At 70.8% G+C, this 22,926-nt stretch carries 19 protein-coding genes; 12 read left to right on the top strand and 7 right to left on the bottom strand.

Going from position 1 to position 22,926, the window contains the following annotated elements:
- Window positions 1-198 precede the first annotated feature (198 nt).
- The 4 genes from ACYVF3_RS15085 to ACYVF3_RS15070 all read left to right on the top strand — a co-directional run bounded on the left by ACYVF3_RS15085 (window position 199) and on the right by ACYVF3_RS15070 (window position 4,020).
- Window positions 199-621: a helix-turn-helix domain-containing protein gene (locus tag ACYVF3_RS15085; protein WP_461154847.1), complete on the top strand. Its 423-nt coding sequence runs from the start codon at window positions 199-201 to the stop codon at window positions 619-621.
- A 312-nt stretch (window positions 622-933) separates the two neighbouring features.
- Window positions 934-1,761 carry a PspA/IM30 family protein gene (locus tag ACYVF3_RS15080; RefSeq protein ID WP_461154846.1) on the top strand — a complete coding sequence of 276 codons (828 nt, stop codon included), beginning with the start codon at window positions 934-936 and terminating at the stop codon, window positions 1,759-1,761.
- Window positions 1,762-1,778: 17 nt separating this feature from the next.
- Window positions 1,779-2,591 carry a phage shock envelope stress response protein PspM gene (pspM, locus tag ACYVF3_RS15075; RefSeq protein ID WP_461154845.1) on the top strand — a complete coding sequence of 271 codons (813 nt, stop codon included), beginning with the start codon at window positions 1,779-1,781 and terminating at the stop codon, window positions 2,589-2,591.
- A gap of 160 nt (window positions 2,592-2,751) precedes the next feature.
- Window positions 2,752-4,020 (top strand): uracil-xanthine permease family protein, encoded by a 1,269-nt coding sequence (locus ACYVF3_RS15070; protein ID WP_461154844.1) that lies wholly within the window; start codon window positions 2,752-2,754, stop codon window positions 4,018-4,020.
- A gap of 109 nt (window positions 4,021-4,129) precedes the next feature.
- Here ACYVF3_RS15070 and ACYVF3_RS15065 read toward each other — a convergent pair whose 3' ends face one another.
- A complete protein-coding gene (locus ACYVF3_RS15065; protein ID WP_461154843.1) occupies window positions 4,130-4,909 on the bottom strand; it encodes an Fpg/Nei family DNA glycosylase in 780 nt (259 codons plus the stop codon).
- A gap of 4 nt (window positions 4,910-4,913) precedes the next feature.
- Window positions 4,914-5,765 (bottom strand): ParA family protein, encoded by an 852-nt coding sequence (locus ACYVF3_RS15060; RefSeq protein WP_461154842.1) that lies wholly within the window; start codon window positions 5,763-5,765, stop codon window positions 4,914-4,916.
- A 116-nt stretch (window positions 5,766-5,881) separates the two neighbouring features.
- Here ACYVF3_RS15060 and ACYVF3_RS15055 point away from each other — a divergent pair, with 116 nt between their 5' ends.
- Window positions 5,882-6,610 (top strand): class I SAM-dependent methyltransferase, encoded by a 729-nt coding sequence (locus tag ACYVF3_RS15055; RefSeq protein WP_461154841.1) that lies wholly within the window; start codon window positions 5,882-5,884, stop codon window positions 6,608-6,610.
- Window positions 6,611-6,902: 292 nt separating this feature from the next.
- A complete protein-coding gene (locus tag ACYVF3_RS15050) occupies window positions 6,903-7,316 on the top strand; it encodes a DUF3040 domain-containing protein (protein WP_461154840.1) in 414 nt (137 codons plus the stop codon).
- Between the two features lie 241 nt (window positions 7,317-7,557).
- On the opposite strand, the gene ACYVF3_RS15045 is transcribed toward ACYVF3_RS15050, so the two are convergent.
- The 3 genes from ACYVF3_RS15045 to ACYVF3_RS15035 are packed head-to-tail and all read right to left on the bottom strand — an operon-like array spanning window position 7,558 to window position 12,084.
- Window positions 7,558-9,810 carry a transglutaminase TgpA family protein gene (locus ACYVF3_RS15045; protein WP_461154839.1) on the bottom strand — a complete coding sequence of 751 codons (2,253 nt, stop codon included), beginning with the start codon at window positions 9,808-9,810 and terminating at the stop codon, window positions 7,558-7,560.
- Entirely contained in the window at window positions 9,807-11,054 is a 1,248-nt protein-coding gene (locus tag ACYVF3_RS15040) for a DUF58 domain-containing protein (protein WP_461154838.1), read from the bottom strand. The genes ACYVF3_RS15045 and ACYVF3_RS15040 overlap by 4 nt, the downstream gene beginning before the upstream one ends.
- Before the next feature lies 1 nt (window position 11,055).
- Window positions 11,056-12,084, bottom strand: coding sequence for an AAA family ATPase (locus ACYVF3_RS15035; RefSeq protein ID WP_461154837.1), 1,029 nt, complete (start codon window positions 12,082-12,084; stop codon window positions 11,056-11,058).
- A gap of 510 nt (window positions 12,085-12,594) precedes the next feature.
- On the opposite strand from ACYVF3_RS15035, the gene mraZ reads away from it, so the two are divergent.
- The 4 genes from mraZ to ACYVF3_RS15015 all read left to right on the top strand — a co-directional run bounded on the left by mraZ (window position 12,595) and on the right by ACYVF3_RS15015 (window position 16,810).
- Window positions 12,595-13,026 carry a division/cell wall cluster transcriptional repressor MraZ gene (gene mraZ / locus ACYVF3_RS15030; protein WP_461154836.1) on the top strand — a complete coding sequence of 144 codons (432 nt, stop codon included), beginning with the start codon at window positions 12,595-12,597 and terminating at the stop codon, window positions 13,024-13,026.
- A 189-nt stretch (window positions 13,027-13,215) separates the two neighbouring features.
- A complete protein-coding gene (gene rsmH, locus ACYVF3_RS15025) occupies window positions 13,216-14,235 on the top strand; it encodes a 16S rRNA (cytosine(1402)-N(4))-methyltransferase RsmH (RefSeq protein WP_461154835.1) in 1,020 nt (339 codons plus the stop codon).
- Entirely contained in the window at window positions 14,232-14,969 is a 738-nt protein-coding gene (locus ACYVF3_RS15020) for a hypothetical protein (protein WP_461154834.1), read from the top strand. Before rsmH ends, ACYVF3_RS15020 begins: the two co-directional genes overlap by 4 nt.
- Window positions 14,969-16,810 (top strand): peptidoglycan D,D-transpeptidase FtsI family protein, encoded by a 1,842-nt coding sequence (locus ACYVF3_RS15015; protein ID WP_461154833.1) that lies wholly within the window; start codon window positions 14,969-14,971, stop codon window positions 16,808-16,810. Before ACYVF3_RS15020 ends, ACYVF3_RS15015 begins: the two co-directional genes overlap by 1 nt.
- Window positions 16,811-16,945: 135 nt before the next feature.
- On the opposite strand, the gene ACYVF3_RS15010 is transcribed toward ACYVF3_RS15015, so the two are convergent.
- Window positions 16,946-18,334 (bottom strand): MFS transporter, encoded by a 1,389-nt coding sequence (locus ACYVF3_RS15010; RefSeq protein ID WP_461154832.1) that lies wholly within the window; start codon window positions 18,332-18,334, stop codon window positions 16,946-16,948.
- Between the two features lie 200 nt (window positions 18,335-18,534).
- Between ACYVF3_RS15010 and ACYVF3_RS15005 the strand changes: the two genes are divergently transcribed.
- On the top strand, window positions 18,535-20,253 hold the full coding sequence (locus tag ACYVF3_RS15005; protein WP_461154831.1) for an IlvD/Edd family dehydratase: 1,719 nt from the start codon (window positions 18,535-18,537) through the stop codon (window positions 20,251-20,253).
- Between the two features lie 62 nt (window positions 20,254-20,315).
- On the opposite strand, the gene ACYVF3_RS15000 is transcribed toward ACYVF3_RS15005, so the two are convergent.
- Window positions 20,316-20,819: a CHAP domain-containing protein gene (locus ACYVF3_RS15000; RefSeq protein WP_461154830.1), complete on the bottom strand. Its 504-nt coding sequence runs from the start codon at window positions 20,817-20,819 to the stop codon at window positions 20,316-20,318.
- Between the two features lie 477 nt (window positions 20,820-21,296).
- On the opposite strand from ACYVF3_RS15000, the gene ACYVF3_RS14995 reads away from it, so the two are divergent.
- Complete coding sequence (locus tag ACYVF3_RS14995; protein WP_461154829.1) at window positions 21,297-22,856, top strand: UDP-N-acetylmuramoyl-L-alanyl-D-glutamate--2,6-diaminopimelate ligase; 1,560 nt, start codon at window positions 21,297-21,299, stop codon at window positions 22,854-22,856.
- The last annotated feature ends 70 nt before the right edge of the window (window positions 22,857-22,926 follow it).

Here is a 22,926-nt window from a genome sequence, read left to right as displayed (position 1 = left end):
GGGAGAGGGCCGTGATGTGTCCGCGTGCTCTGTGCGCTGCGTAAACATGGCCCATCGAGCACTAGTCCGATCGATCATGGACCGTTCGCCCTGGGCGGACTTCCGCTCGATCGTTCTCGTTCCGGCCCATCGATGAGTAACGTAGGGGGCGTTCACGCGTAGTGCACGCGGAAGGCGACGAAGGAAGGGAGGCGCGCGATGACCGTATTGTTGCGGGAGGCGGTCGGTGAACGGCTGCGCCGCGCCCGGACCGCACAGTCTCGGACCTTGCGGGACGTTTCGCGCGCTGCCCGGGTGAGCCTCGGATACCTGTCCGAGGTCGAACGGGGCCGCAAGGAGGCGTCCAGCGAGCTGCTGTCCTCGATCTGTGACGCCTTGGACCTGCCGCTGCCTGAGCTGCTGGTGACCGTTGCCGGTGACCTCGACGGGACGATGGTCGTGCCATCCGTCGTCGAGCAGCCCGCCACGGCCGACATCGACGGTCAGCTGGTGCCGAGCCTTCTCGGTGCCGAGCTCTCCGACGAGCAGTTCGCCGACGACGGCTCGTCCCGCGCGGGGCTGCAGCCGGTGCTGAGCCAGCGCATCAGCGCTCCGGTCCGCAAGCAGGTAGTGGCCGCCTGAACGACTAGACGACACCTCCAACCGCCCCGCGTGCCTCCTGGTGCGCGGGGCGTTGGTGTTCGCGTTGATCACGGTTCGATGTCCGTTATGCCCCCCGGAGGGGCGCCGTGAGGGCGGGACTGGTTCGATCAATGGCCAGTGCTCCGGGAAATACCCGGAGATCTGCCGTGTTTGGTGGAAGCGGACACAACTACCTGACACGATGGAACCAGCCGAGGCTCTTGGTGCGTTGTACCGGCGTAGAGATCGGCTGGGGGCAGACGGCTCGCAGTGCCACGTGGCAGGCAAGCGGAAAGAAGGCAGGCGGAGGAGATGGCCAACCCGTTCGTGAAGGCCTGGAAGTACCTGATGGCGTCCTTCTCGTCGAAGGTCGACGAGCACGCTGACCCGAAGGTGCAGATCCAGCAGGCCATCGAAGAGGCGCAGCGTCAGCACCAGGCCCTCTCCCAGCAGGCCGCTTCGGTGATCGGCAACCAGCGCCAGCTGGAGATGAAGCTGAACCGGCAGCTCGGCGAGGTCGAGAAGCTGCAGTCCTCGGCCAAGCAGGCGCTGGTCATGGCCGACCAGGCCCGCGCCGAAGGAGACGAGACCAAGGCCGCGAAGTACGAGGAGACCGCGACGCAGCTGGCCAGCCAGCTGGTCAGCGCGGAGCAGGGCGTCGAGGACCTCAAGACGCTGCACGACCAGTCGCTGGGCCAGGCCGAGCAGGCCAAGCAGGCCGTCGAGCGCAACGCCCAGGTCCTGCAGCAGAAGATCGCCGAGCGCACCAAGCTGCTCAGCCAGCTGGAGCAGGCCAAGATGCAGGAGCAGGTCTCGGCGTCGATGAAGTCGATGACCGAGGTCGCCGCGCCGGGCAACACGCCTTCGCTGGACGAGGTCCGGGACAAGATCGAGAGCCGCTACACCACCGCCCTGGGCGAGGCCGAGCTGGCGCAGAACAGCGTGCAGGGCCGGATGATGGAGGTCGAGCAGGCGTCCATCGACGCGGCCGGCTCCAACCGCCTCGCGCAGCTCCGCGCCTCCATGGGCGGCAGCGACCAGAAGCAGGTTAGCGGCGGCTCGCAGCAGCAGCTCTCCAGCGGCGAGCAGACCCCTGCGGAGACCCAGAAGCAGGAGAAGCCGCAGGCGGACCAGGCCTGAGTCGAGGCGGAGGCACCATGTCCCGGAAACGCGAGCTCGCGCAGTGGGGCGAAGTGGCCCTGGACACGCTGCGCGGGCCCGTCGCGACCGAGGTGCGCCGCAAGTGGGCCGACTGGCGTGATCCGCGCGCTCGGTTGGTCCGGCGCCGGAAGGCCGCCAAGCGGGTCGCTGGCACCAGCGCCACCACGGCCGGTGTTTTCGGGCTCGGTGCCGTCACCTCGTGGATGACGCCGATCGTGGATTCGGTCTTCTTCTGGCAGTGGGCCGGGGAGACCGCCGCGGTCGGCCTGGGTGGCGTCGCCGTGGCCGGCGGCGTGGGCGCGGTGAGCGCCGGGCTGAAGTACCGGAAGCTCAAGAACACGCCGCTGCCGGAGCCCAGCACCTCCGAGCTGCTTCCCGCACCCGGTTCGGTGGCGCGGCCGCCCATGCAGCGGCTGCGGGAAGCGGAGCAGACGCTCGACGCCGCGCTGGCCGAGCTCACCTCGGCCGGCGCGGGTGCGTCGGCAGCCGAGGCGCGCGCGACGGCGGACGCCGCCGCCGCGGAGCTGCGCCGGGGCGGTCAGCGCCTGGTCGCCGTGGAGTCGGCGATGCGCTACGCGCCCCCGGCCGAGCAGAGCGAGCTCAAGGCCGACGTCGACCGGCTGCGGGCCGAGCTGGACGAGGGCGTGTCGAGCTACGGCGGTGTGGTCGCGGCCGCCGGGCGCGCGGTCGCCGCCAGTGGTGCGGGCGAGCAGCGGCACCTGCTGCAGGACGCCACGGACCGGTTGGCCGGTCTCGCCGTCGGGATGCGCGAGGTCTTCGGCGAAGCGGACGGGTCCGCTCAGCACTGATTTTCACCACACGCTGCAACGAGATCACTAGCGGTAGTCAATATTTTTACTATCGACGGGCCGGGTGACTTGATTGCGCGATGCCGAATAGTAATCTTTCCCCAGTCATCACATGCCGTGACAGTTTTTCCGCCCGAACGGGTGGCTCGGGGAGGCGAATGTGGCGTTGTGGGCCGTGCACGGCAACGGTCGACGCCTGCCGCGCGATTCCGTCGTCACTTCCGAGGAACGGCTGAGCTGGCCGCTCACCATCGGTTTCGGCGTGCAGCACCTGTTCGCGATGTTCGGCACCACCACGCTGGTCCCGCTGCTGACCGGTTTCCCGGTCGCCACCACCCTGCTGCTGTCCGGCGTCGGCACCCTGCTGTTCCTCGTGGTCACCCGCAACCGGGTGCCCAGCTACCTCGGCTCGTCGGTGGCCTTCGTGGTCCCGATGAGCGCCGCGGTCAGCGAGGTCGGCGCGGGCCCGGCCGCGCTGCTGGGCGGGATCATGGTGGTCGGTCTCGTGGTGCTGGCCTTCGGCGTGGCCGTCAAGGCGCTGGGCGTGCGGTTGCTGGAGACCGCGATGCCGCCGGTGGTCACCGGCGCGATCGTGCTCATGATCGGCCTGAGCCTCGCCCCGCAGTCCGTCGCGTCCTTCGACCAGCAGCGGGTCCCCGCCGCCCTGACCCTGGGGACCGTCGTCCTGCTGACGGTGATCAGCAGGGGGATGGCGGGCCGCGCGGCGGTGCTGATCGGTGTCCTGGTCGGCTGGGTGTACGCGGCCCTGATGGGCCAGCTCGTGCCCGAGCGGGTCACCGAGCTGGCCGAGGCGCCGTGGATCGGGTTCCCGCAGCTGATCACGCCGCAGGTGCACGTCTCGGTGGTCCCGTTCGTGCTGCCGCTGGCGATAGTGCTGGTCGCCGAGCACGTCGCGCACCTCAAGGCGGTCGCCGCCGTGTCCGGGCGCGACCTCGACCCCTACGTCGGCGATGCGCTCATCGGCGGCGGGCTCGCCACGATGCTGTCCGGCTCGGCGGGCGGTTCGGCGGTCAGCAGCTACGCCGCCAACATCGGCGTCATGGCGGCGACTCGCGTCTACTCCACGGCATCCTGTCTGGTGGCTGCCGTGGCGGCCGTCGTGCTGTCGTTCTCGCCGAAGCTCTCCGCGCTGATCACCACGGTTCCGATGGGCGTGCTCGGCGGTGCCACGCTGGTGCTGTTCGGGATGCTCGCGCTGGTCGGGGTCCGGATCTGGCTCGACGCCCGCGTCGACTTCGCCGACCCGGTCAACCTCGCCGTGCTCGGCACGGCCGTCATCGCGGGCGTCGGAGACCTGACGCTCAGCGTGGGCGACCTCCGGATCACGGGCTTGGTCTGGGGCTCGATCGGGATCGTCATCGTCTACCCGCTGCTGCGGAACCTGGCGGACGTCCGCGACGTCGCGTGAGGGGCGGCCTCGGGCGGTTTTGGTCCGAACCGTCCATGATCAATGTCCAGTATGTCCGGTCAATTCGGACCAAAACTGTCCGAGGGTGAGGTCCGAGGCCTCCGGGTGCTCAGGGCTGGCAGCGCGGGCAGCGGTAGCTGACCCGGTCGTCCGGCGGTGTTCCCAGCCTGCCGCGCTGGACCGGGGTTCCGCAGCGCAGGCAGGTCCTCCTGCCGTACACCCAGTGCTGGTCGCCGCGGCGGAGGCTCTTGGTGGTGATCTGCTCCGGCCGCCAGGCGTTGCGGAGCAGCAGGTCGTGCGCGAGCCGGACCGCCTCGCCCGCGTCGACCTCTGACACCGGGGTCGAGGGGGAGCGGCCGAGCAGGAAGCAGATCTCCGTCGCGTAGAGGTTGCCGATGCCGGCCACGATCCGCTGGTCCATCAGGGCTTGCCCGAGCTCGCGGTCGGGCTCGGCCGCGAGCCTGCGCAGCGCCTCGGCTTCCTGCTCCGGGCCCCAGTCCGGGGACAGCAGGTCGGGGCCGAGGTGCCCGATCAGCTCCGGTTCCCGCGCGGTGGGCAGCCACCGCAGGTCGTGCAGCGCGAAGCCGACCGCGACCTGATCGGTCGTCGCGAGGATCGCGCGGGCCTGATGCCCGGGTCGCCGCCACCGGCCGCCCGGCGGGTACAGGTGCCACGCCCCGTCCATCCGCAGGTGGTTGTGCAGCGTGCGCTCGTCCTCGAAGCGGATCAGCAGGTGCTTGCCCGCCGGGGCGACCTCGCGCACCACCCGGCCGGCGAGCTCCACAGTGGATAGTCGGGGGTGGCGGATCTCACCGCGGATCAGCTCCCGCCCGGCCAGCGCGTCGTTCAGCCGATGGCAGGCGAGGAAGACCGTGTCGCCCTCGGGCACCGGGTCACTCGACTTCCTCGACGAAGTCCTCGTCCTCGGGCTCGGGCTCGGGCTCGGGCTCGGGGCGGCGGGTCCGGGCGGAGCGCAGGGTGCGGGCGAGGATCAGGTTGAACGCCAGCGACACCTCGCGGGCGCCCGGCGTTCCCCACTGGTGGATCGGCATGCACGCGCCCTGGGCCTGCTGGACCGCGAGCCGGTCCGGCAGGGCGACCGGCATCACCAGCGGGCCGAAGATGTCGCGGAGCTCGTCGATGCGGTACTGGTGCTCGTGCGACCTCGGCCGCACCCGGTTGACCACCACGCCCAGCGGCTGCAGGTCCGGGTTGTTGGTGCGTTCGGCCTGGACGGCTTCGAAGGCGCGCTGCACGCCGGAAACCGCGAAGATCGTCGGCTCGGTCACCAGCAGCGCGCGGTCGGCCGCCACCAGCGCCGATCGCGTCAGCCGGCCCAGCGACGGCGGGCAGTCCAGCAGCACCAGCTGGTAGGGGAGCTCGCCCTCGGCGATCAGATCGTCCAATTCGGACAGCGCGTCCTGCAGCCGCGACAGGTGCCCGTCGTCGGATCGGTGGCCGTTGAGGTCCTCCGCGTCCTCGGAGCCGACCAGCACGTCGACCTCGTCGCCCCAGGAGCTGCTCGTCACAGCGGCGCGCAGCACCTCCGGGCTCGGATCGGCCAGCACGTCGGTGAGGCCCTTCGCGGTCTTCTCCGGTTCGAGAGCGGCAGTGGCGTTGCACTGCGGGTCGAGATCGACCACCAGCGTTCGAACTCCGCGCCGCATGGCCGCTGAGGCGAGCCCGAGCACCACGGTCGTCTTGCCCACGCCACCCTTGAGACTCAGCACCGCAACCGTCTGCACGCTCGTAGCCTACGGAACCGGGACGAGCATGAGCAGTGCTGGCCGTCTTTTGCCCGCGGGCATTTCCGCGGCACGCCGCTGCGAACAGCGCCCAACCCGGCATTACGCTCTTGGCCATGAGATCGGACGCCGTCCACCAGGTGCTGGAAACCGAGATCGCCGATGCGGCGCAGCGGCTCGGCCGCCGACCGCGCGTGCTCGACGTCGGCGGCGGCAGCGGAGTGTGGGCGGTGCCCCTCGCCGAGGCGGGCTGCGCGGTCACCGTCATCGATCCCAGCCCCAACGCGCTGGCCACCCTGCAGCGCCGCGCCGAGGACGCCGGGGTCGCCGACCGCGTCACCCCGTTGCAGGGCGACACCGAGGCGCTGGCCGCGCTGAGCCCGGACGGTGGTGCGGACCTCGTCCTGGCGCACGGCCTGCTGGAGGTCGTCGACGACGTCGACGTCGCCATCGCCGCGCTGGCCGCCTCCACGGCTCCCGGCGGAGCGGTGTCGGTCCTGGTGGCCAATCGCTACGCGGCGGTCCTCGCCCGGGCTCTGGCCGGTCGGGTGGGTGAGGCGCTGCGGCTGCTCGACGACGCCGACGGCGTGCTGGACGCCGGGTCCGAGACCTTGCAGCGCCGGTTCGACACCGGCGGTCTGGAGCGGGTCCTCAACGCCGGCGGGTTCACCGTCGAGCTCATCCAGGGGCAGGGGGCGCTCAGCGACCTCGTGCCGGGCTCGGTGACCGACGACAACCCGCGCACCGCCGACGCCGTCGCGGAGCTGGAGCAGGTGGCCGCAACCCGGTCGCCGCTGCGCGACATCGCCACCCGGTTGCACGCGATCGCCCGCAAGTCCGGCTGAGAGCCGGGCGAACCGAGCTGTTTCGGAAATTTCGGCGATCGGCCGTAGGGGTGACAAAATGATCACCTACTGCGACTACCCTCGGTGCCTCGGCTGATTACCGCTGGTCGTTGACGTCGTCGGCGAAGACGATCACATCCGGGATCCGACGTTGTCCGCAACGTCGCAGTTTCCGGAGGCCGGACCGGGTAGTCGTCGCGTCGCCGGAACCGTATCCTCAAAGGTGACGCCCCCAAGCGTTCGCCGGTCGGCAAGCCCGGCGCCACCGAGAACCTGTGCCGGAGGAGGAGTCATGCCACTCTCCGAGCACGAGCAGCGACAGCTCGAGCAGATCGAGCGCGCGCTCTACGCCGAGGACCCCAAGTTCGCCTCCACCGTGCGCGGAGGACGGCTACAACGCCCATCCCGACGTCGGCGTTTGCAGGGCATCGCCGTGTTCGTGCTGGGCCTTGCACTGCTGGTCGTCGGCGCGGTGATTCCCGCCCTGCGTCCGGCGGAGATCCCGGTGTTGAGCGTGGTCGGCTTCCTCGTGATGTTCGGCGGAGCAATGATCGTTCTGTTCGCGTTGCGCGGTGGCGGCGAAGACGCCGAGGCGGCGGACAACGGCGGCGGCGAGAAACCGAAGCGCGGCTCGGGCAACGCCTCCGCACGAGGCTCGCTCGCCCAACGCATGGAGGAGCGCTTCCGCAAGCGCTTCGAGCAGTAGGACGCTGAAACGCGATCGCCGCCTGGTCTTCCACGACCCGGCGGCGATCGTCTTCTGCTCGCACGAACGAGGGACGGGAACCCCCGCGGGAGCCCCCGTCTTCGCGCTGAGCGAGACCGCGGGCAGTTTTGGTCCGAACCGTCCATGATCGAAGTCTGTTCTGCCCGGACAGTTCGGACCAAAACTGCCCGGTGGTGACCGCGGCACGATGCCGGGACGGGCCTCAGCGGCCCCGGTCAGCTCACGGAGTGCGCCACGGGGGCAGTGCCGAGCGGGGGAACAGCCGGGAGCGCAGGTCCAGCGGCGCGTTCTGCTGGAGGCTCGCGGTGATCGCCTTCATCGTGTCCGAGAGACCGCTGCGCGTCCCGGACGTCGGCGCGTACCACTCCCGTTCGACAGCCGTGACCAGCTGCTTCAGCGCGTCGGCGCCGGCCGGGTCGAGATCGTGGTCCTTGACCAGCCGGTCGGCGAGCTGCCGGGCCGTGTCGGTGTCGCGAGGCTGGTAACCGCGGTCCCGGAACTCGTCCAGCACCTCCTGCCACGCCGTGCTCGCCGAACCCGCCCGGCCTTCGGTGATCGCCTGCAGCCGCTGCCCGCGGCGGATCTCGCGGACCGCCAAGGGCGTCGCCGCGCCCGCGCAGAGGAGCAGCACGAGGAGCACCAGGATCGTCACCGACCAGCCCCGGTCCGCGGGTTCGCGCCGCTGCTCGGGCACGTCGCGCGCGTCGGGCTGGTCGGGCTGCGCACCGGACGCGGGCGGAACCGGTGCCCCCGGCTCGGGCGGCGGCAACGGCTGGCCGGGCAGCGGTGCGGCGGCCTGCGGCGGGTGGAGCGCGGTGTCGAGGAACTGGGGCAGCGCGGTCCGGCCGTCGCTCAGCGGAGTCGGGTCGAACGTCTGCCAGCCCCAGCCGGGGAAGTACGCCTCCACCCACGCGTGCGCGTCCTCGGTGGTGATGACCTGCTCGCTGCCGTCCTGGTATCCGGCGGTGAACCCGACCGCCACCCGCGACGGGATGCCCACCGAGCGCAGCAGCACCGCCATCGACGAGGCGTACTGCTCGCAGAAGCCGCGCTTGCCCCGGAACAGGAAGTCGCTCAGGGCGTCCTGACCGGTGGACGGAGCGGTGGTCAGGTCGTACCGGAACCCGTTGGAGGGGTCGGTGAAGTAGCGGTTGAGCGCCACCGCCTTGTCGAACTCGGTGGGCGCGTTCGCGGTCAGCCGCTTCGCGAGCTCGGTGACCTCGGGAGAGATCCCGGAGGCGTCGACGTAGGCGGGGTCGATCGGCATCGGCCCGCGCGCCGCGCGCAGCTCGTCCGGAGACGGGTCGGGGACGATGACCTGCTGCGAGTACGGGCGGGTCTCCTGGTTCGTCTGCGTGAACACGATCCCGGCGGCCGGGTCGTAGCGCCAGTTCTTGCCCATGCCCGAGACGCCGACCGGGGTGCCGAAGACCGGAAGCCACGGGTCGCGGTAGCCGATCGGCTGGACGTCGATCCGCTCCGGCCTGCCGCGCCCGATGCTGGTGCCCTCCGGCAGCGGCAGCGGGGCCGTCGCGTCGACGCCCTGCGTCAGGCCGTCGAGCTGCCACCCGGAGCGCGGGTCGAACTTGCGCAGCGTCAGCGCGCGCAGGTAGTTGTCCTGCTGCAGGCCCCGCACCCGGAACAGCTCGACCACCTGGTCGCGGTTGAGCTGGCCGCGCAGCGAGGTGAACGGCTGCAGGCCGATGCCGTCGGTACCGCCGAACTCCTCGGGCACCGAGCCCGGCAACCTGCCCTCCGTGCCCACGCCGGTGAACACGGTGCCCGCCAGCACGGCGATGACCCCGGCGGTGCCCGCGACGACCGCGGTGGTCCGGCCGAACAGCGTGCGCGCGACCCGGTCGGGTTCCTCGTAGCGCCGCCACCTGCGGTGATGTCCGCCCGAGGCGAGCAGCAGCGCGTAACCGGCGCCGCCCAGCGCGAAGGACCACCACGGCAGCATCCGTTCCGACAGCGACGCCGGGATCGCGAACACGCACAGCAGCACCAGCCCGGTGACCGCCGGGGTGCCCAGGCCCACCGCGATCAGGTCGACCAGCAGCGCCACGACGCCCAGCCCGAGGGTCACCAGCGCCTGCAGCGGCGGTTCTGCCGCGACCGGGGGCACGCCCGTGCGGATCAGCTCCCGCGTACCGCCCAGCAACCGGCTCAGCTCGGCGAACGCGGCCGGCCCCGGCAGCACCCCGAGGACGGCGCTGGACCCGGCGAACAGCACCGTCAACGTCACCAGCAGCACGGCCAGCTGGGCGGCGACCGTGCCCACGTGGGGCCAGTTCAGCCGTCGGCCCAGCACCCCGGCGCTCACCACGACCACGACCGTGATCAGGGCGGGGAGCAGCCACCGGAGGTCGCCGAGCACGCCGGCGAAGGACGCCGACGCGCACAGGACGGCCAGCGCGCCCGCCCCGGCGGCGACCAGCGAGGTGTCGAGGGAACCGTTGTCGTCGGTGCTCACCGCATCATTCCTGCGTTCTCGGCCGACCTGGTCTGCGCGCACAGGTCCCGCCACACGTCGGAGATCGGCGTCCTGGGGCCGTCGACCACCACGACCGCCCAGCCTGCCGCGCGCAGCCTGCCGGCGGCGTCGTCGACCTCGGTGCCGCCGACCTCGCCGTTCCACGAGCGGACCGCGAGCAGCACCGCGATGCTGCGGGTCTCCTGCGGGCGGAGCTTGGTCAGCTCGGCGACCGTGGCGGTGGTCGTCTCGCCGAGGACCGCGATGAGCTCGTGGCCGTTGCCGGGGTCGCGGCTGCACTGCAAGTCGCGCTGCTGGGAGGGGCGGACGGCGGCCAGCGAGTCCAGCAGCGCCTCGTCCCGGCCGCCGTCGCTGCCGCCGATGTCGCGGGTCAGCGAATGCCCGTCCTCGGTGACCAGCCTGACCTGCTGCCCCTGCCGGGACAGGTGCAGGCAGATGCTGGCGACGGCGGAGATCGCCCACTCGACGCTGTTGCCCGCGCCGTTGCCCCGGTGCGCGGCCAGGCGCCGGTCCAGCAGCACCGTGACGCCGCCGTGCCAGGGTCGTTCCTCCACGCGCACCATCAGCTCGTCGCGCCGCGCGGTGGACTTCCAGTGCACCCGGCGGATGTCGTCGCCCTGCCGGTACTGCCGGACCATCGCGTCGTCCTCGCCGTGCCCCGCGCGCAGCCGCGCGGTGCCGTCCTCGCCGGTGCCGAGGCCTGAGCCGGCCGGGAGACCGGCGAGCTCGACGACCTGCGGCGTGGCCACGAGCCGGGAGCGCCCGCCCAGCTCGCGCTCGAACTGGGCCAGCCCGAACGGGTCTCCGACCCAGGTGCGCAGCGGTCCGATGTGGTGGATCCCGCGCAGGGCCGGGGTCACCGCGTAGATCAGCAGCTGCCCGCGGCGCGGCACGATCGGCAACCGGAAGCGCGGCCTGCCGCCGAGCGCGTGCGGGGTGCCGTCCTCCAGCACCAGCCCGTCGGCGGGCAGCGCGCCGCCGCCGCTGATGTGCAGCTGGACCTCCGCCCGCGAACCGACCGGGGTACGCGGCGGGTCGATCACCCGCCGGGCCGCCACCCCGAACCTGACCTTGCCGGACAGCATCAGCGACAGCAGCGGCAAGGCGATCACGAAGGCCGAGACCCGCAGCAGGTCCCGCTCGTCGAGGACGAGTGCGCAGATCGCTGCCGCCACGCCCGCTGCCAGCAGGCAGCGACCGCGGACGGTCAGCCCGGACAGCACGTCAGCCTCGTTCGTCGTGGGTGTCGCCGCGCGGCACCGGGATGCGTTCCAGCAGGTGCCGCACCAGGTCCGTCGCAAAGCGGCGGGCGGCGCGGGCCTCGCTGGTGAGCACCAGCCGGTGCGCGAGGACCGGGACGGCCACGGCCTGCAGGTCGTCGGGCACCACGAAGTCGCGGCCGGCGAGCGCGGCCTGCGCCCTGGCGGCGCGCAGCAGCTGCAGCGTCGAGCGCGGGGAGGCGCCCAGACGCAGCTCGGCGAGGTCGCGGGTCGCGGTGACCAGCGCGATGGCGTAGCGGCGGATGTCGGTGGAGGTGTGGACCTGCGAGACGACGTGCAGCAGCTCCTGGACCTCGGCTCCGTCGGCGACCGGTCGAAGCTGGCTCAGCGGGTCGTTGCCGGAGTGCTCGTCGACCATCGCCAGCTCGGCCTTGGCGTCCGGGTAGCCGATCGAGACCCGCGCGGTGAAGCGGTCGCGCTGGGCCTCCGGCAGGGCGTAGGTGCCCTCCATCTCGACCGGGTTCTGCGTCGCGATGACCATGAACGGCGAGCTGAGCGCGTAGGTGTCGCCGTCGACGGTGACCTGCTGCTCCTCCATGCACTCCAGCAGCGAGGACTGGGTCTTCGGAGAGGCGCGGTTGATCTCGTCGCCCACCACGATGTTGGCGAACACCGGGCCCGGCCGGAACTCGAAGCTCTCCGTCTGCCGGTTGTAGATGGACACGCCGGTGATGTCGCTGGGCAGCAGGTCCGGGGTGAACTGGATGCGGCTGACCGTGCAGTCGATGGAGCGCGCGAGCGCCTTGGCGAGCGAGGTCTTGCCCACCCCGGGCACGTCCTCCACCAGCAAGTGCCCCTCGGCCAGCATGGTCACCAGGGCGATGCGGACCACCTCTGGTTTGCCGACGAGGACCTGCTCGACGTTGGCGGCGATGCGCTGGATCGTCCCGTGCACGCGGTCGATACCGGCGGACGGAGCGACCCCGTCGGTCGCCGGCCCGGCGGCACCGGTCAGCTGGGTTTTCGGCGTCACGCCACCTCCTGGATCTCGCCCTCCCGGCCATGTCTGGCCCGCAGACCGGGGGTGCCGGGAGGGACACCCGGACCGGGCCGGCGGGGGAGGGAGCCGCGCTGCCCCCACTTCACCCCACCACCGGAGCCCGGATGCTGCCGGACACCGAACGGACTGAGCATAACCGCCCGCCCGCGCAGTTGATCTACACGCGTGCTGACCGGCGGTTTTCGCCACGCGCCCGCTCATCGTGGCTGGTGGACCGGTGGTGGTGCGTGGTGGGGTGGGGGCGACGCGGCGCCCCCGTTTCCCCCCACTTCGCCCCCACAGCCCACTACCTGCGGAAACGTCCGCTTACCCGCTGGGGTGAAGGGGGCGTTTCGTGTTGACGGTGGAGCGAAGTGGGGTAGTGTGGGGCGCGGTGGGGCAAAAGGGGGTCCTGCTGCCGTCGTCGGCAGTTGACTCCGCGTCGGTTCGGCGCGGTGAGCAGTCGTCGGCCAAGGCCATCCGGGCCGGGGGAGGTGGACCGGGATGTTTCTCGGCACCCATCACCCCAAGCTCGACGACAAGGGGCGCTTGACGCTGCCGGCGAAGTTCCGGGACGCACTGGCGGGGGGTTTGATGGTCACCAAAGGTCAGGACCACTGCCTCTACGTCTTCCCGCGCGACGAGTTCGAGCAGATGGCGCGCAAGGTCGCCGAGGCTCCGTTCACCAACGAGGCGGTTCGCGCCTACCAGCGATACCTGTTCGCCGGAACCGACGAGCAGCGCCCCGACGGTCAGGGACGGATCTCCATCGCTCCGGAGCTGCGGCGCTACGCCGACCTGAACAAGGAATGCGTGGTCATCGGCGCGATCACCCGCCTGGAGATCTGGCAGGCGGACCGGTGGCAGAGCTACCTCGACGATCACGAGGAGGGCTACGCGCAGGCGCGCGAGGAGGTGCTGCCCGGCGTGTTCTAGGCGCGACGGTCGGGTTTCGTGAGGCCTCGGTCCGCTCGGCTTTCGCCTCCTGGTGCATCTTCCCCGGTACCAGGAAGCGACGGGCGGGCGGGGACCTGACGGGATCCGGCCCACGAGGGGGAACACGCTGCGACGGTCGGTGCGCACTGCCAGGTGCGCGCCGACCGGTGGTTATGAGGCAACAACGGCATGCGGGAGGGAGGGACCGCAGTGGCCGACGAGGCGCATGAGACGGGCGGTTCCGCCCGCGACAGGCACGTGCCGGTTCTGCTGGAACGAACGTTGGAACTGCTCGAACCCGCGCTGTCGAAGGACGGCGCGGTCGTCGTAGACGCGACGCTGGGCATGGGCGGGCACTCCGAGGCGATGCTGGCCGCGCACCCGGGGCTGACGCTGGTCGGGCTCGACCGCGACCCGGACGCGCTGCGGTTGGCGGGCGAGCGCTTGGCGCCCCACGCCGACCGGATCCACCTGGTGCACGCGGTCTACGACGAGTGGGACCGGGTGCTCGACGAGCTCGGTCTGTCCGAAGTGGATGCCGCGCTGTTCGACCTGGGCGTGTCCTCGCTGCAGCTGGACGAGGCCGACCGCGGTTTCGCCTACTCGCAGGACGCTCCGCTGGACATGCGGATGGACCCGGGCGCGCCGCGCACCGCGGCCGACGTCCTCAACACCTACGCGCACGAGGACCTGGCGAGGGTGCTGCGGGTCTACGGCGAGGAGAAGTTCGCGGGCAAGATCGCCTCGGCGGTCCTGCGCGAGCGAGCCAAGGAGCCCTTCAGCAACAGCGCCCGGCTGGTGGAACTGCTCTACAACGCGGTCCCGGCCGCCAGCAGGCGCACCGGCGGCCACCCGGCCAAGCGCACCTTCCAGGCGCTGCGCATCGAGGTCAACGCGGAGCTCGACGTGCTCGAGCGCGCGCTGCCCGCCGCCCTGGAGTCGCTGGCCGTGGGCGGCCGGATCGCGGTCATGTCCTACCACTCGCTGGAGGACAAGATCACCAAGCGGGAGCTCGCCGACCGCGTGAAGTCCCGCACCCCGGTCGACCTGCCGGTCGAACTCCCCGGGCACGGGCCGGAGTTCCGGCTCCTCACACGGGGTTCCGAGCAGGCCGATGAGGACGAGAGAGAAACGAACCCCAGGGCGGCTTCGGTGCGGCTGCGCGCCGCCGAGCGGATCCGCGGGGGCAACGGCGAGGAGGCGACATGACTGCACCTGCACGTGCCAACGCGGCTTCGCGGACCGACAACGCCCAGGCCGAGACCGTCGAGAAGACCCGCACGGCACCTCAGCCGTCCGGGCTGAAGCCGCCACCCAAGAAGTCCGACAAGCGCCGCACCCGCTCGGCCGCCGCCGAGCGGGCCTACGCGCGTCGTGAGGAGCGCCGCGAGCAGACCGCCCGGCGCCCGCGCCAGGTCCGGCAGGGCGTCGACGACCGGCGTTCGGTCGAGGCCATGCCGCGCGCCAAGCAGCTGGTGCACGAGCGCGTGTCGACGCTCGCCCGGCTGCCGCTGGTCGTGGTGGTGATGGTCGTGCTGGCCACCGGTCTGGCCGCCACGCTGTGGCTGTCGATCTCGGCGGTCAGCGGCAGCTACCGGCTGCAGCAGGGTGAAGCCGGGGTCAACGCGCTCAACGAGCGCAAGGAGCAGCTGCAGCGCGACGTCAGCACGATGGGTTCGACGCCCGAGATCCAGCGTCGCGCCGAGCAGGACCTGGGCATGGTCAGGGCTCCGGCCCCGGCGCACCTGGTGCCGCAGCCCGACGGATCGGTCGTGGTCGTGGGTGAGCCCGAGAAGGCCACCGCGCCGCCGCCTCCGCCCGCGCCGCTTGCACCGCCCGTCGTTCCGGGTCAGGCGGTCGCGCCCGGACAGCCGGTGCCGCCGACGGCCCCGCAGACCCCGCCGCAGCACGACCAGGCACAAGCGCAGGCGTTGGGGCGCTGATGCCGCGCAGGCCCCAAGCTCGAGGTCGCACCGCCCGCACCAACGTCGCCGGAAGCAATCGGCGGCTGTTGGTCGGGCGGTTGCTCTTGGTGATCGCGTTGCTGGTCACCGGCGCCAAGCTGGTCCAGGTGCAGGGCGTCGACGCCGGTGCGCTGGCCAGCCAGGCCGAGAAGCAGCGGATCACCAAGGACGCGATCCCCGCCGAACGCGGGTCCATCGTGGACCGCAACTCCAACGTGCTCGCGTTCTCCAGCGAGGCGCGTCAGCTCTACGCCAACCCGCGCCAGCTCACCCAGGCCTTCGACGAGCAGCACGCGAAGGACCCGAGCAAGCCGACCGCGGTCCAGCACAAGCAGGAGATCGCGCGGTTCATCGCCAAGGCGCTGCCGGGTCAGATCACCGAGAAGGAAGTGCTGGACGCGCTGTTCAAGGACGCCGCGTTCACCTACTTCGGCCCGGAGATCGACCCCAGCCAGGCCAACCTGATCACCGAGACCTACCCGCACATCGGTGCCGAGTACCGCGCCACTCGCGAGTACCCGGCGGGCAACCTGGCGGCCAACGTCATAGGAGCCGCGAACTGGCGGATGGACGAGCGCAAGGTCCGCGGCCAGATCGGCCTGGAACTGGCGATGAACAAGGTCCTCGGCGGTCGCAACGGCACCAAGGTCTCCGACACCGCGATGGGCTCGAACCTGGTCATCCCGGGCACCGAGCGGGAGCTCGAACCGGCCACACCGGGTTCGGACGTGCAGCTGACGCTGGACTCCGACCTGCAGTACATGGTGCAGCGGGAGGTCTCCGACTACGCGGTGCGCGCGGGAGCCAAGTCGGCGAGCGCGGTGGTGCTCGACGCCAAGACCGGTGAGGTCTACGCGCTGGCCAACGACAAGACCTTCGACCCGCGCGGCCCGTGGACCGGCAACCTCGGCAACCCGGCCGTCACCACGCCCTTCGAGCCGGGCTCGGTGAACAAGGTGATCACCGCGGCCGGGGCCATCGAGCAGAACGTGGTCAAACCCGAGACGGTGCTGCAGGTTCCGGGCAGCATCGAGGTCGCCGACCGCACGGTCGGGGACGCGTGGGAGCACGGCACCATCGGGCTGAGCTTCACCGGTGTGCTCGGCAAGTCCTCCAACGTGGGCACGTTGATGGTGGCCCAGCAGCTCGGCGAGCAGCGCTGGTACGACATGGCCAGGCTGTTCGGCCTCGGCAAGCTGACCGGCATCGGCCTTCCCGGGGAGAGCGCGGGCAGCCTCCCGGCGCGCGAGAACTGGTCCGGTTCGACGTTCGCGAACCTGCCTATCGGGCAAGGCCTTTCGATGACGGTGCTGCAGATGGCGGGCATGTACCAGGCGATCGCCAACGACGGTCTGCGCGTTCCACCGCGGATCATCGAGTCGGAGGTGCGCCCGGACGGCACGCGGGCCGAGCGTCCGCGGCCGGAGCCGGTGCGCGTGGTGAGTCCGCAGACCGCGCGCACCGTGAAGGACATGCTCCGCTCGGTGGTGCAGAACGGTCCTGGTAGCTCGAACGACGGCACTGGTTCGGCGGCGTCGCTGCCGGGGTATCAGGTGTCGGGCAAGACCGGTACGGCGCAGCAGATCGATCCGGACTGCCGCTGCTACAGCCAGTCCAAGTACTGGATCACGTTCGCCGGCATGGTCCCGGCCGACAACCCGCGCTTCGTGGTCGGGCTGATGCTCGACGCCCCGTCCGGTGCTCGCGAATCCAGTTCCGCAGCACCGCTGTTCCACTCGATCGCGGGATTCCTGACCCAGCGCTACCAGATCCCCCTCTCCAAGGAGCAATCCCCGCTCCAGATGCTCCAGACCGAGTAACCGCGAGCGTTCGCGGAGGCCGCCTTGCCAAGTCCCAGTTTTAGTCCAAACCGAGCCATGATCATGTCCGTTTTGCCCGCTCAGTTTGGACTAAAACTGGGACCTGGTGACGTTCGTCCCGAAACCCGCACCGGGTCAGGTCCGGGATTCGGGGTCAGTTCGGGTTGAGGTCTCGCGGGGCCCGGGGTTCGGGTCTTCCGCCGGGGTCCTGTCCCTCGTGGGATCTTGGTTGTTCGACGGGGTGGGGTCCTCGGTTTGGGTGAGGGTGAGGAAGAGGGTTGCTGCTGCGAAGCCGCAGAGGGCTAGGAGGTAGAGGCCTGCGGTGTCGGAGTCGAGGGTGGATTCGATCCAGGTCTTGGCGACCGGGGCGACGAAACCGCCCAGGTTGCCCAGCGAGTTGATGAGGCCGATGCCCGCCGCCGCGGCGGTTCCCGTCAGGTAGGCGGCCGGGAAGGTCCAGAAGACCGGCTGGACGGCGATGTAGCCCGCGGCTGCCACCGACAGGCCCGCGATCGCCAGGAGCGGGTCGCTGAAGGCCGCGGAGGCCGCGATCCCCACCGAGCCGGCCGCGACGCAGGCCGCCGCGACGAAGCGCTTCTTCGGCTGTGCCAGCCGATCCGCGGCCGTGTTGACCACGATGTTGACGACCAGCGCCACCGTCCACGGGATCGCGGTGACCAGGCCGACGAGCAGTCCGACCTCGCTGCCCACGGCTTCGGACACCTGCGTCGGCAGGTAGAACGTCATGCCGTAGACGCTGCACTGGATCAGGAAGTAGATCAGGCAGAAGTACAGCACCCGCCGGTCCACCAGGGACGAGAGCAGCCGGTGCGGGCCCTGCTTCGACTCAGCTTCGGCGTCCAGCGCGGCTTGCAGGGTGGTGCGCTGGTGCTGGGTGAGCCACTTCGCGTCGGCCGGGGAATCGTCGAGGTAGAAGAACGCCCACACGCCCACGACGCAGGCGATGAGCCCTTCGACGGCGAACATCCACTGCCAGCCCAGGAGTCCCGCCGCGCCGTCCAGCTCCAGCAGGGCGCCCGACAGCGGTGCGCCCAGCACAGATGCGAGCGGGATGCCGAAGTAGAACAGCGCGTTGCAGCGCGCCCGGTAGGCGTGCGGGACCCAGTAGGTGATGTAGAGGATGACGCCGGGGAAGAACCCGGCTTCGGCGACGCCGAGCAGGAAGCGCAGGAGGTAGAACAGGGATTCGCTGTTGACCAGCGACATCGCCGCGGAGATGAGTCCCCAGGTGACCATGATCCGGCACATCCACCAGCGGGCGCCGACCCGCGTCATGATCAGGTTGCTGGGCACTTCGAACAGCGCGTAGCCGATGAAGAACAGGCCCGCGCCCAACGCGTAGGCGGCCTCGGAGATCCCGGCGTGCGCCTGGAACTCCTCCTTCGCGAAGCCGATGTTGACGCGGTCCAGGAACGCGATGACGTACATCAGGAACAGGAACGGGATCAGCCGCACCATCACTCGCCGTACCGCTGCGCGCAGCGCCGGGGTGTCGGATCGCACCGTTGCCTCCTCGTTGAGGTTCGGCATGTCGGACGTCGTCCGTGATTTGGGTCACGAGAGTAGGAGCGGCGATCAGCAGGCGTCAACGGCCGCGTTCGAAATAGCAACCACTGTTCGGTATTGCGGATGGGCTATTGCGCGGCGTCGCACGAGCTGGTTACGTCGGGAATCCGTCGGAGATCACAGCTCGGGAGGACGCGATGAGCACGCCGCGGCGCAGCGCCAGCTGGTTCGGGGCCCACGGGCGCGCGGGCATGACCGCCCGGTCCTGGGTGAAGAACCAGGGCTACAGCGACGAGGTGTTCGACGGGCGGCCCGTCATCGGGATCGGGACCACCTGGTCGGAGCTGGCGCCCTGCAACGCCCACCAGCAGCGCATCGCCGAATCCGTCAAGCGCGGTGTGTGGCAGGCGGGCGGGTTCCCGCTGGAGTTCCCCAACATGGCGCTCGGCGAGACGCTGATGCGCCCGACCACCATGCTCTACCGCAACCTGCTGGCCATGCAGGCGGAGGAGACCATCCGCGCCAATCCGCTCGACGGCCTGGTGCTGCTCTCCGGCTGCGATAAGACGACTCCCGGGCTGCTGATGGCGGCCTCCAGCGTCGACCTGCCCGCCGTGATGCTCACCGGCGGTCCGATGCTCAACGGCAAGTACCGGGGAACCGACATCGGCTCCGGGACCGCCGTGTGGCAGGCCGAGGCCGACCTGGTCGCAGGCAAGATCGACCAGGAGGAGTGCTACTTCATCGAGGGCTGCATGTCCCGCTCCAACGGGCACTGCATGACGATGGGGACCGCCTCGACCATGGCCTGCGTGGTGGAGGCGCTGGGCATGCAGCTGCCCTACGCGGCGTCCTGGCCCGCTGTGGACGCCCGCCGATACGCCACCGCGCAGCAGACCGGGCAGCGGATCGTGGAGATGGTCGGTGAGGACCTCAAGCCCTCCGACGTCCTGACCCGCGAGGCATTCCGCAACGCCATCCGCGCCAACGCCGCCATCGGCGGGTCCACCAACGCCGTGGTGCACCTGATCGCGATCGCCAAGCGGGTCGGCGTGGAGCTCACCGTCGACGACTTCGACATCGACACCCGCGAGGTCCCGACGCTGGTGAACCTGCAGCCCAGCGGCAAGTTCCTGATGGAGGACTTCTGCTACGCGGGCGGGCTGCCTGCGGTCCTCAAGGAACTCGGCGGGCTGGTCGAGCGGGAAGCGATCACCGTCAACGGCAGGACGATGGGCGAGAACATCGCCGACGCCGAGGTGCACAACCGCGAGGTCATCACCTCCTTCGACGAGCCGTTCCAGGCCGTGGGCACCGGGACGGCGGTGCTGCGCGGCTCGCTGGCGCCCGGGGGTGCCGTGATCAAGCAGTCCGCCGCGTCGCCCCGGCTGCTGGTGCACCGGGGCACGGCGATGGTGTTCGAGGACGTCGACGAGTACTACGCGGTCTGCGCCGACGACGATCTCGGCGTCGACGAGAACACCGTGCTCGTCGTCCGCAACGCCGGGCCGAAGGGGTATCCGGGGATGCCCGAGGTCGCCAACGTGCCGGTCCCGAAGAAGGTGCAGGACGCGGGTTTCGACGACATCGTGCGCATCTCCGACGGCCGGATGAGCGGCACGGCCTACGGAACGGTGGTCCTGCACGTCACACCGGAGGCGGCCGCGGGCGGTCCGCTGGCCTTCGTCCGCACCGGTGACACCGTCAGCATCGACGTGCCCAACAGGCGGCTGGACCTGGAGATCCCGAACGAGGAGCTCCAGCGCCGCAAGGCCGAGTGGAAGGACCCGGACAACCCCTACGAGCGCGGTTGGCAGCGGCTCTACTACGACCACGTCCTGCAGGCGTCCGATGGCGCCGACCTGGACTTCCTCGTCGGCAAGTCCGGCCGCTACGTCCCCCGGGACGGCCACTGACCACCGGACCGCGCTGGGCGTTGCTGTCAGGCCGCCCAGCGCGCGTTCCGACGGGGTAGGGGTCAGGCCGGGACCTGGGGGTCGCTCCAGCCGAGGTAGTTGACGAAGTAGGACGGGTCGTCGGCGTGACCGATGGCACCGTCGATGCTGCTGCTGTAGAAGCCGCCGTTGCCGTCGGCGATGCCGACGTGCCCGTACTGGTTGGTGTTCCAGTACACGAACGCGCCTGCCGGGGGCGTGGAGCCGTCGGTGTGGGCCTTGCCCGCGTTGACGGCGCCGTTCCAGTGGTCGATGGCCGAGGGCCAGATGCCGGTGACGCCGTAGGCGTTCTCGACGGCCTTCTCGCAGTAGTTCTCGTAGGAGCTGTCGCCCTGCTTGGCCTTGAACCACTCGACGGCACCCGCGGCGGTGCCGTCCCCGGCGTCGTAGGGGGCGATGGCCGCTGCGGCGGCGGGTTCCGCGGACGGAGCGTGTGTCGCCAGGGCGGAGTGAGCGGTCAGCGGGGCGAGGACCAGTGCGGTGGCGAGGCCTGCGGCGGCCAGCAGACCGGGGCGATGGTTTCTCACGAATTCCTCCAGAGACCAGAAAATCTCCAACGTGCATCGGAACGTTATAGGTCCGGAATGTCCTGGGCCAGAGGCGCGTCCATTTCCCGCCACGCCCCCTTCCCGCCGGCGAAACGGACAACCCGCCCCGCCCGTCACGCTCCGACCGGGCAGACCCCCAATTTCTTAAGTATTTGCATGTCACCCGGGTGAGGCTCAAATACTTAAGAAATTGGGGCCACCGGCGCTGCGGAGGTGAGGCCCGGGAACTGGAGAGGGGCCCGTGGCTGCGGGCCGCGGGTCCTCTCGGTGTGGGGTGTGGGGTGGGTGGTGCGAATCGAGCGATGGCCAGTGGGTACTACGCGGTTCGGGGCAACGGCGACGCGGCCGAACGGGTGGGCGACCATGAAGATGCGACCGCCAGTGGTACCGGTAGCCTGTCGCGACGTGCCTTCCGCGGTCGCGACTGCCCCGCCTCGACCTACTCGCGTCGAGCCGGTGGAGATCAACAAACTCGCCGATGAGATCGGCGCGCGCCTCGTGCTCGTACCCGGTCATGCCGCTGCCGATGCAGCGGTCACCGGTGCCACGCTGCGCGCTCAACACGTTCGCCCCGGCGATCTGTTCGCCGCCCTTCCCGGTGTCCGCGTGCACGGTGCGGACTTCGCCGAGCAGGCGCTGGAAGCCGGTGCGCGCGCGGTGCTCACCGACGCCGACGGAATCCTGCGCGCGAACCTCACCGAGCACCCGGCGGTGCGCGAGGGACGCGTGGTGCTGCTGGAGCACGACGACCCGCGCGGCGTCCTCGGCAGGGCCTCCGCGCTGATCTACGGCGACCCGTCCAGCAAGCTGAAGATCCTCGGGGTCACCGGCACCTCCGGCAAGACCACCACCAGCTACCTGCTGGAATCCGCGCTCGACGCGGCCGGGTTCACCACCGGCCAGATCGGCACCGTGGAGACCCGGATCGCCGGCGAGCGCCTGGACAGCGCGTTCACCACCCCGGAGGCACCCGACCTGCAGGCGCTGCTGGCCGTGATGGTCGAGCACGACGTCACCACGGTGGCCATGGAGGTCTCCAGCCACGCGCTGGCGATGGGTCGCGTGTCGGGCACCCGGTTCGCCGTGGGCGCCTTCACCAACCTCTCCCAGGACCACCTGGACTTCCACCGCGACATGGAGGACTACTTCCAGGCCAAGGCGCTGCTGTTCGACGGCCGCGCCGAGCGCGAGGTGGTCTGCGTGGACGGCGACTGGGGCCGCAGGCTCGTCACCCCCGACACGGTGACCGTCTCGACGGAGAGCTCCGACGCCGGGTGGACCGCCACGGGCGTGACGACCTACCCGACCGGTGAGCAGACCTTCACCGCGCACGGTCCCGAGGGCGTCGAGCTGCCCATCCGGCTGCGCCTGCCCGGCCCGTTCAACGTCGCGAACGCGCTGCTGGCCATCGGCGCGCTGCACGCGGCGGGCGTGCCGCTGAGCGCGATCGAGAAGGGCTTGGCCGAGGTCGACGTGCCCGGTCGGATGGAGCGTGTCGCGCTCGGGCAGGACTTCACCGCTGTGGTGGACTACTCGCACAAACCCGGTGCGGTTTCGGCCGTGCTGGACGCTGCGCGAGCGCAGGTCGACGGTGACGTCGTCGTCGTGCTCGGCTGCGGAGGCGACCGGGACACCGCCAAGCGCCCGCTGATGGGCGAGGCCGCCGCGCGGCGGTCCGAACTGCTGATCGTCACCGATGACAATCCGCGGAGCGAGGAACCGGCCGACATCCGTGCCGAGATGCTGGCGGGGGCGCAGGAGGTGCCCACCGGCGAGCGTGGTGAGGTGATCGAGATCGGCGACCGGCGAGACGCCATCGTCGCCGCGGTCGAACGCGCCAAGCCGGGCGACATCGTCGTCGTCGCGGGCAAGGGCCACGAGACAGGACAGGAGGTGGCGGGCGTGGTGCATCCCTTCTCGGACCGGGAGGAGCTGGCCGCCGCGCTGCGCCATAGGCTTGGCCGCAACGAAGAAACCCAAGATCGTCGGGGGCGGGACGCGACAGCGGGCGCGTGAGCGTCGAGAGTCTGTCGGAGAGCGGACCTGTGGGCGGGGTGCGAACCCGGCCCACCGGAAGCGGATGTCC

This window comes from Saccharopolyspora tripterygii, assembly GCF_054778355.1.
The sequence above is the reverse complement of the archived record's forward strand: the minus strand, read 5'-3'. Positions and strand labels throughout refer to the sequence as shown.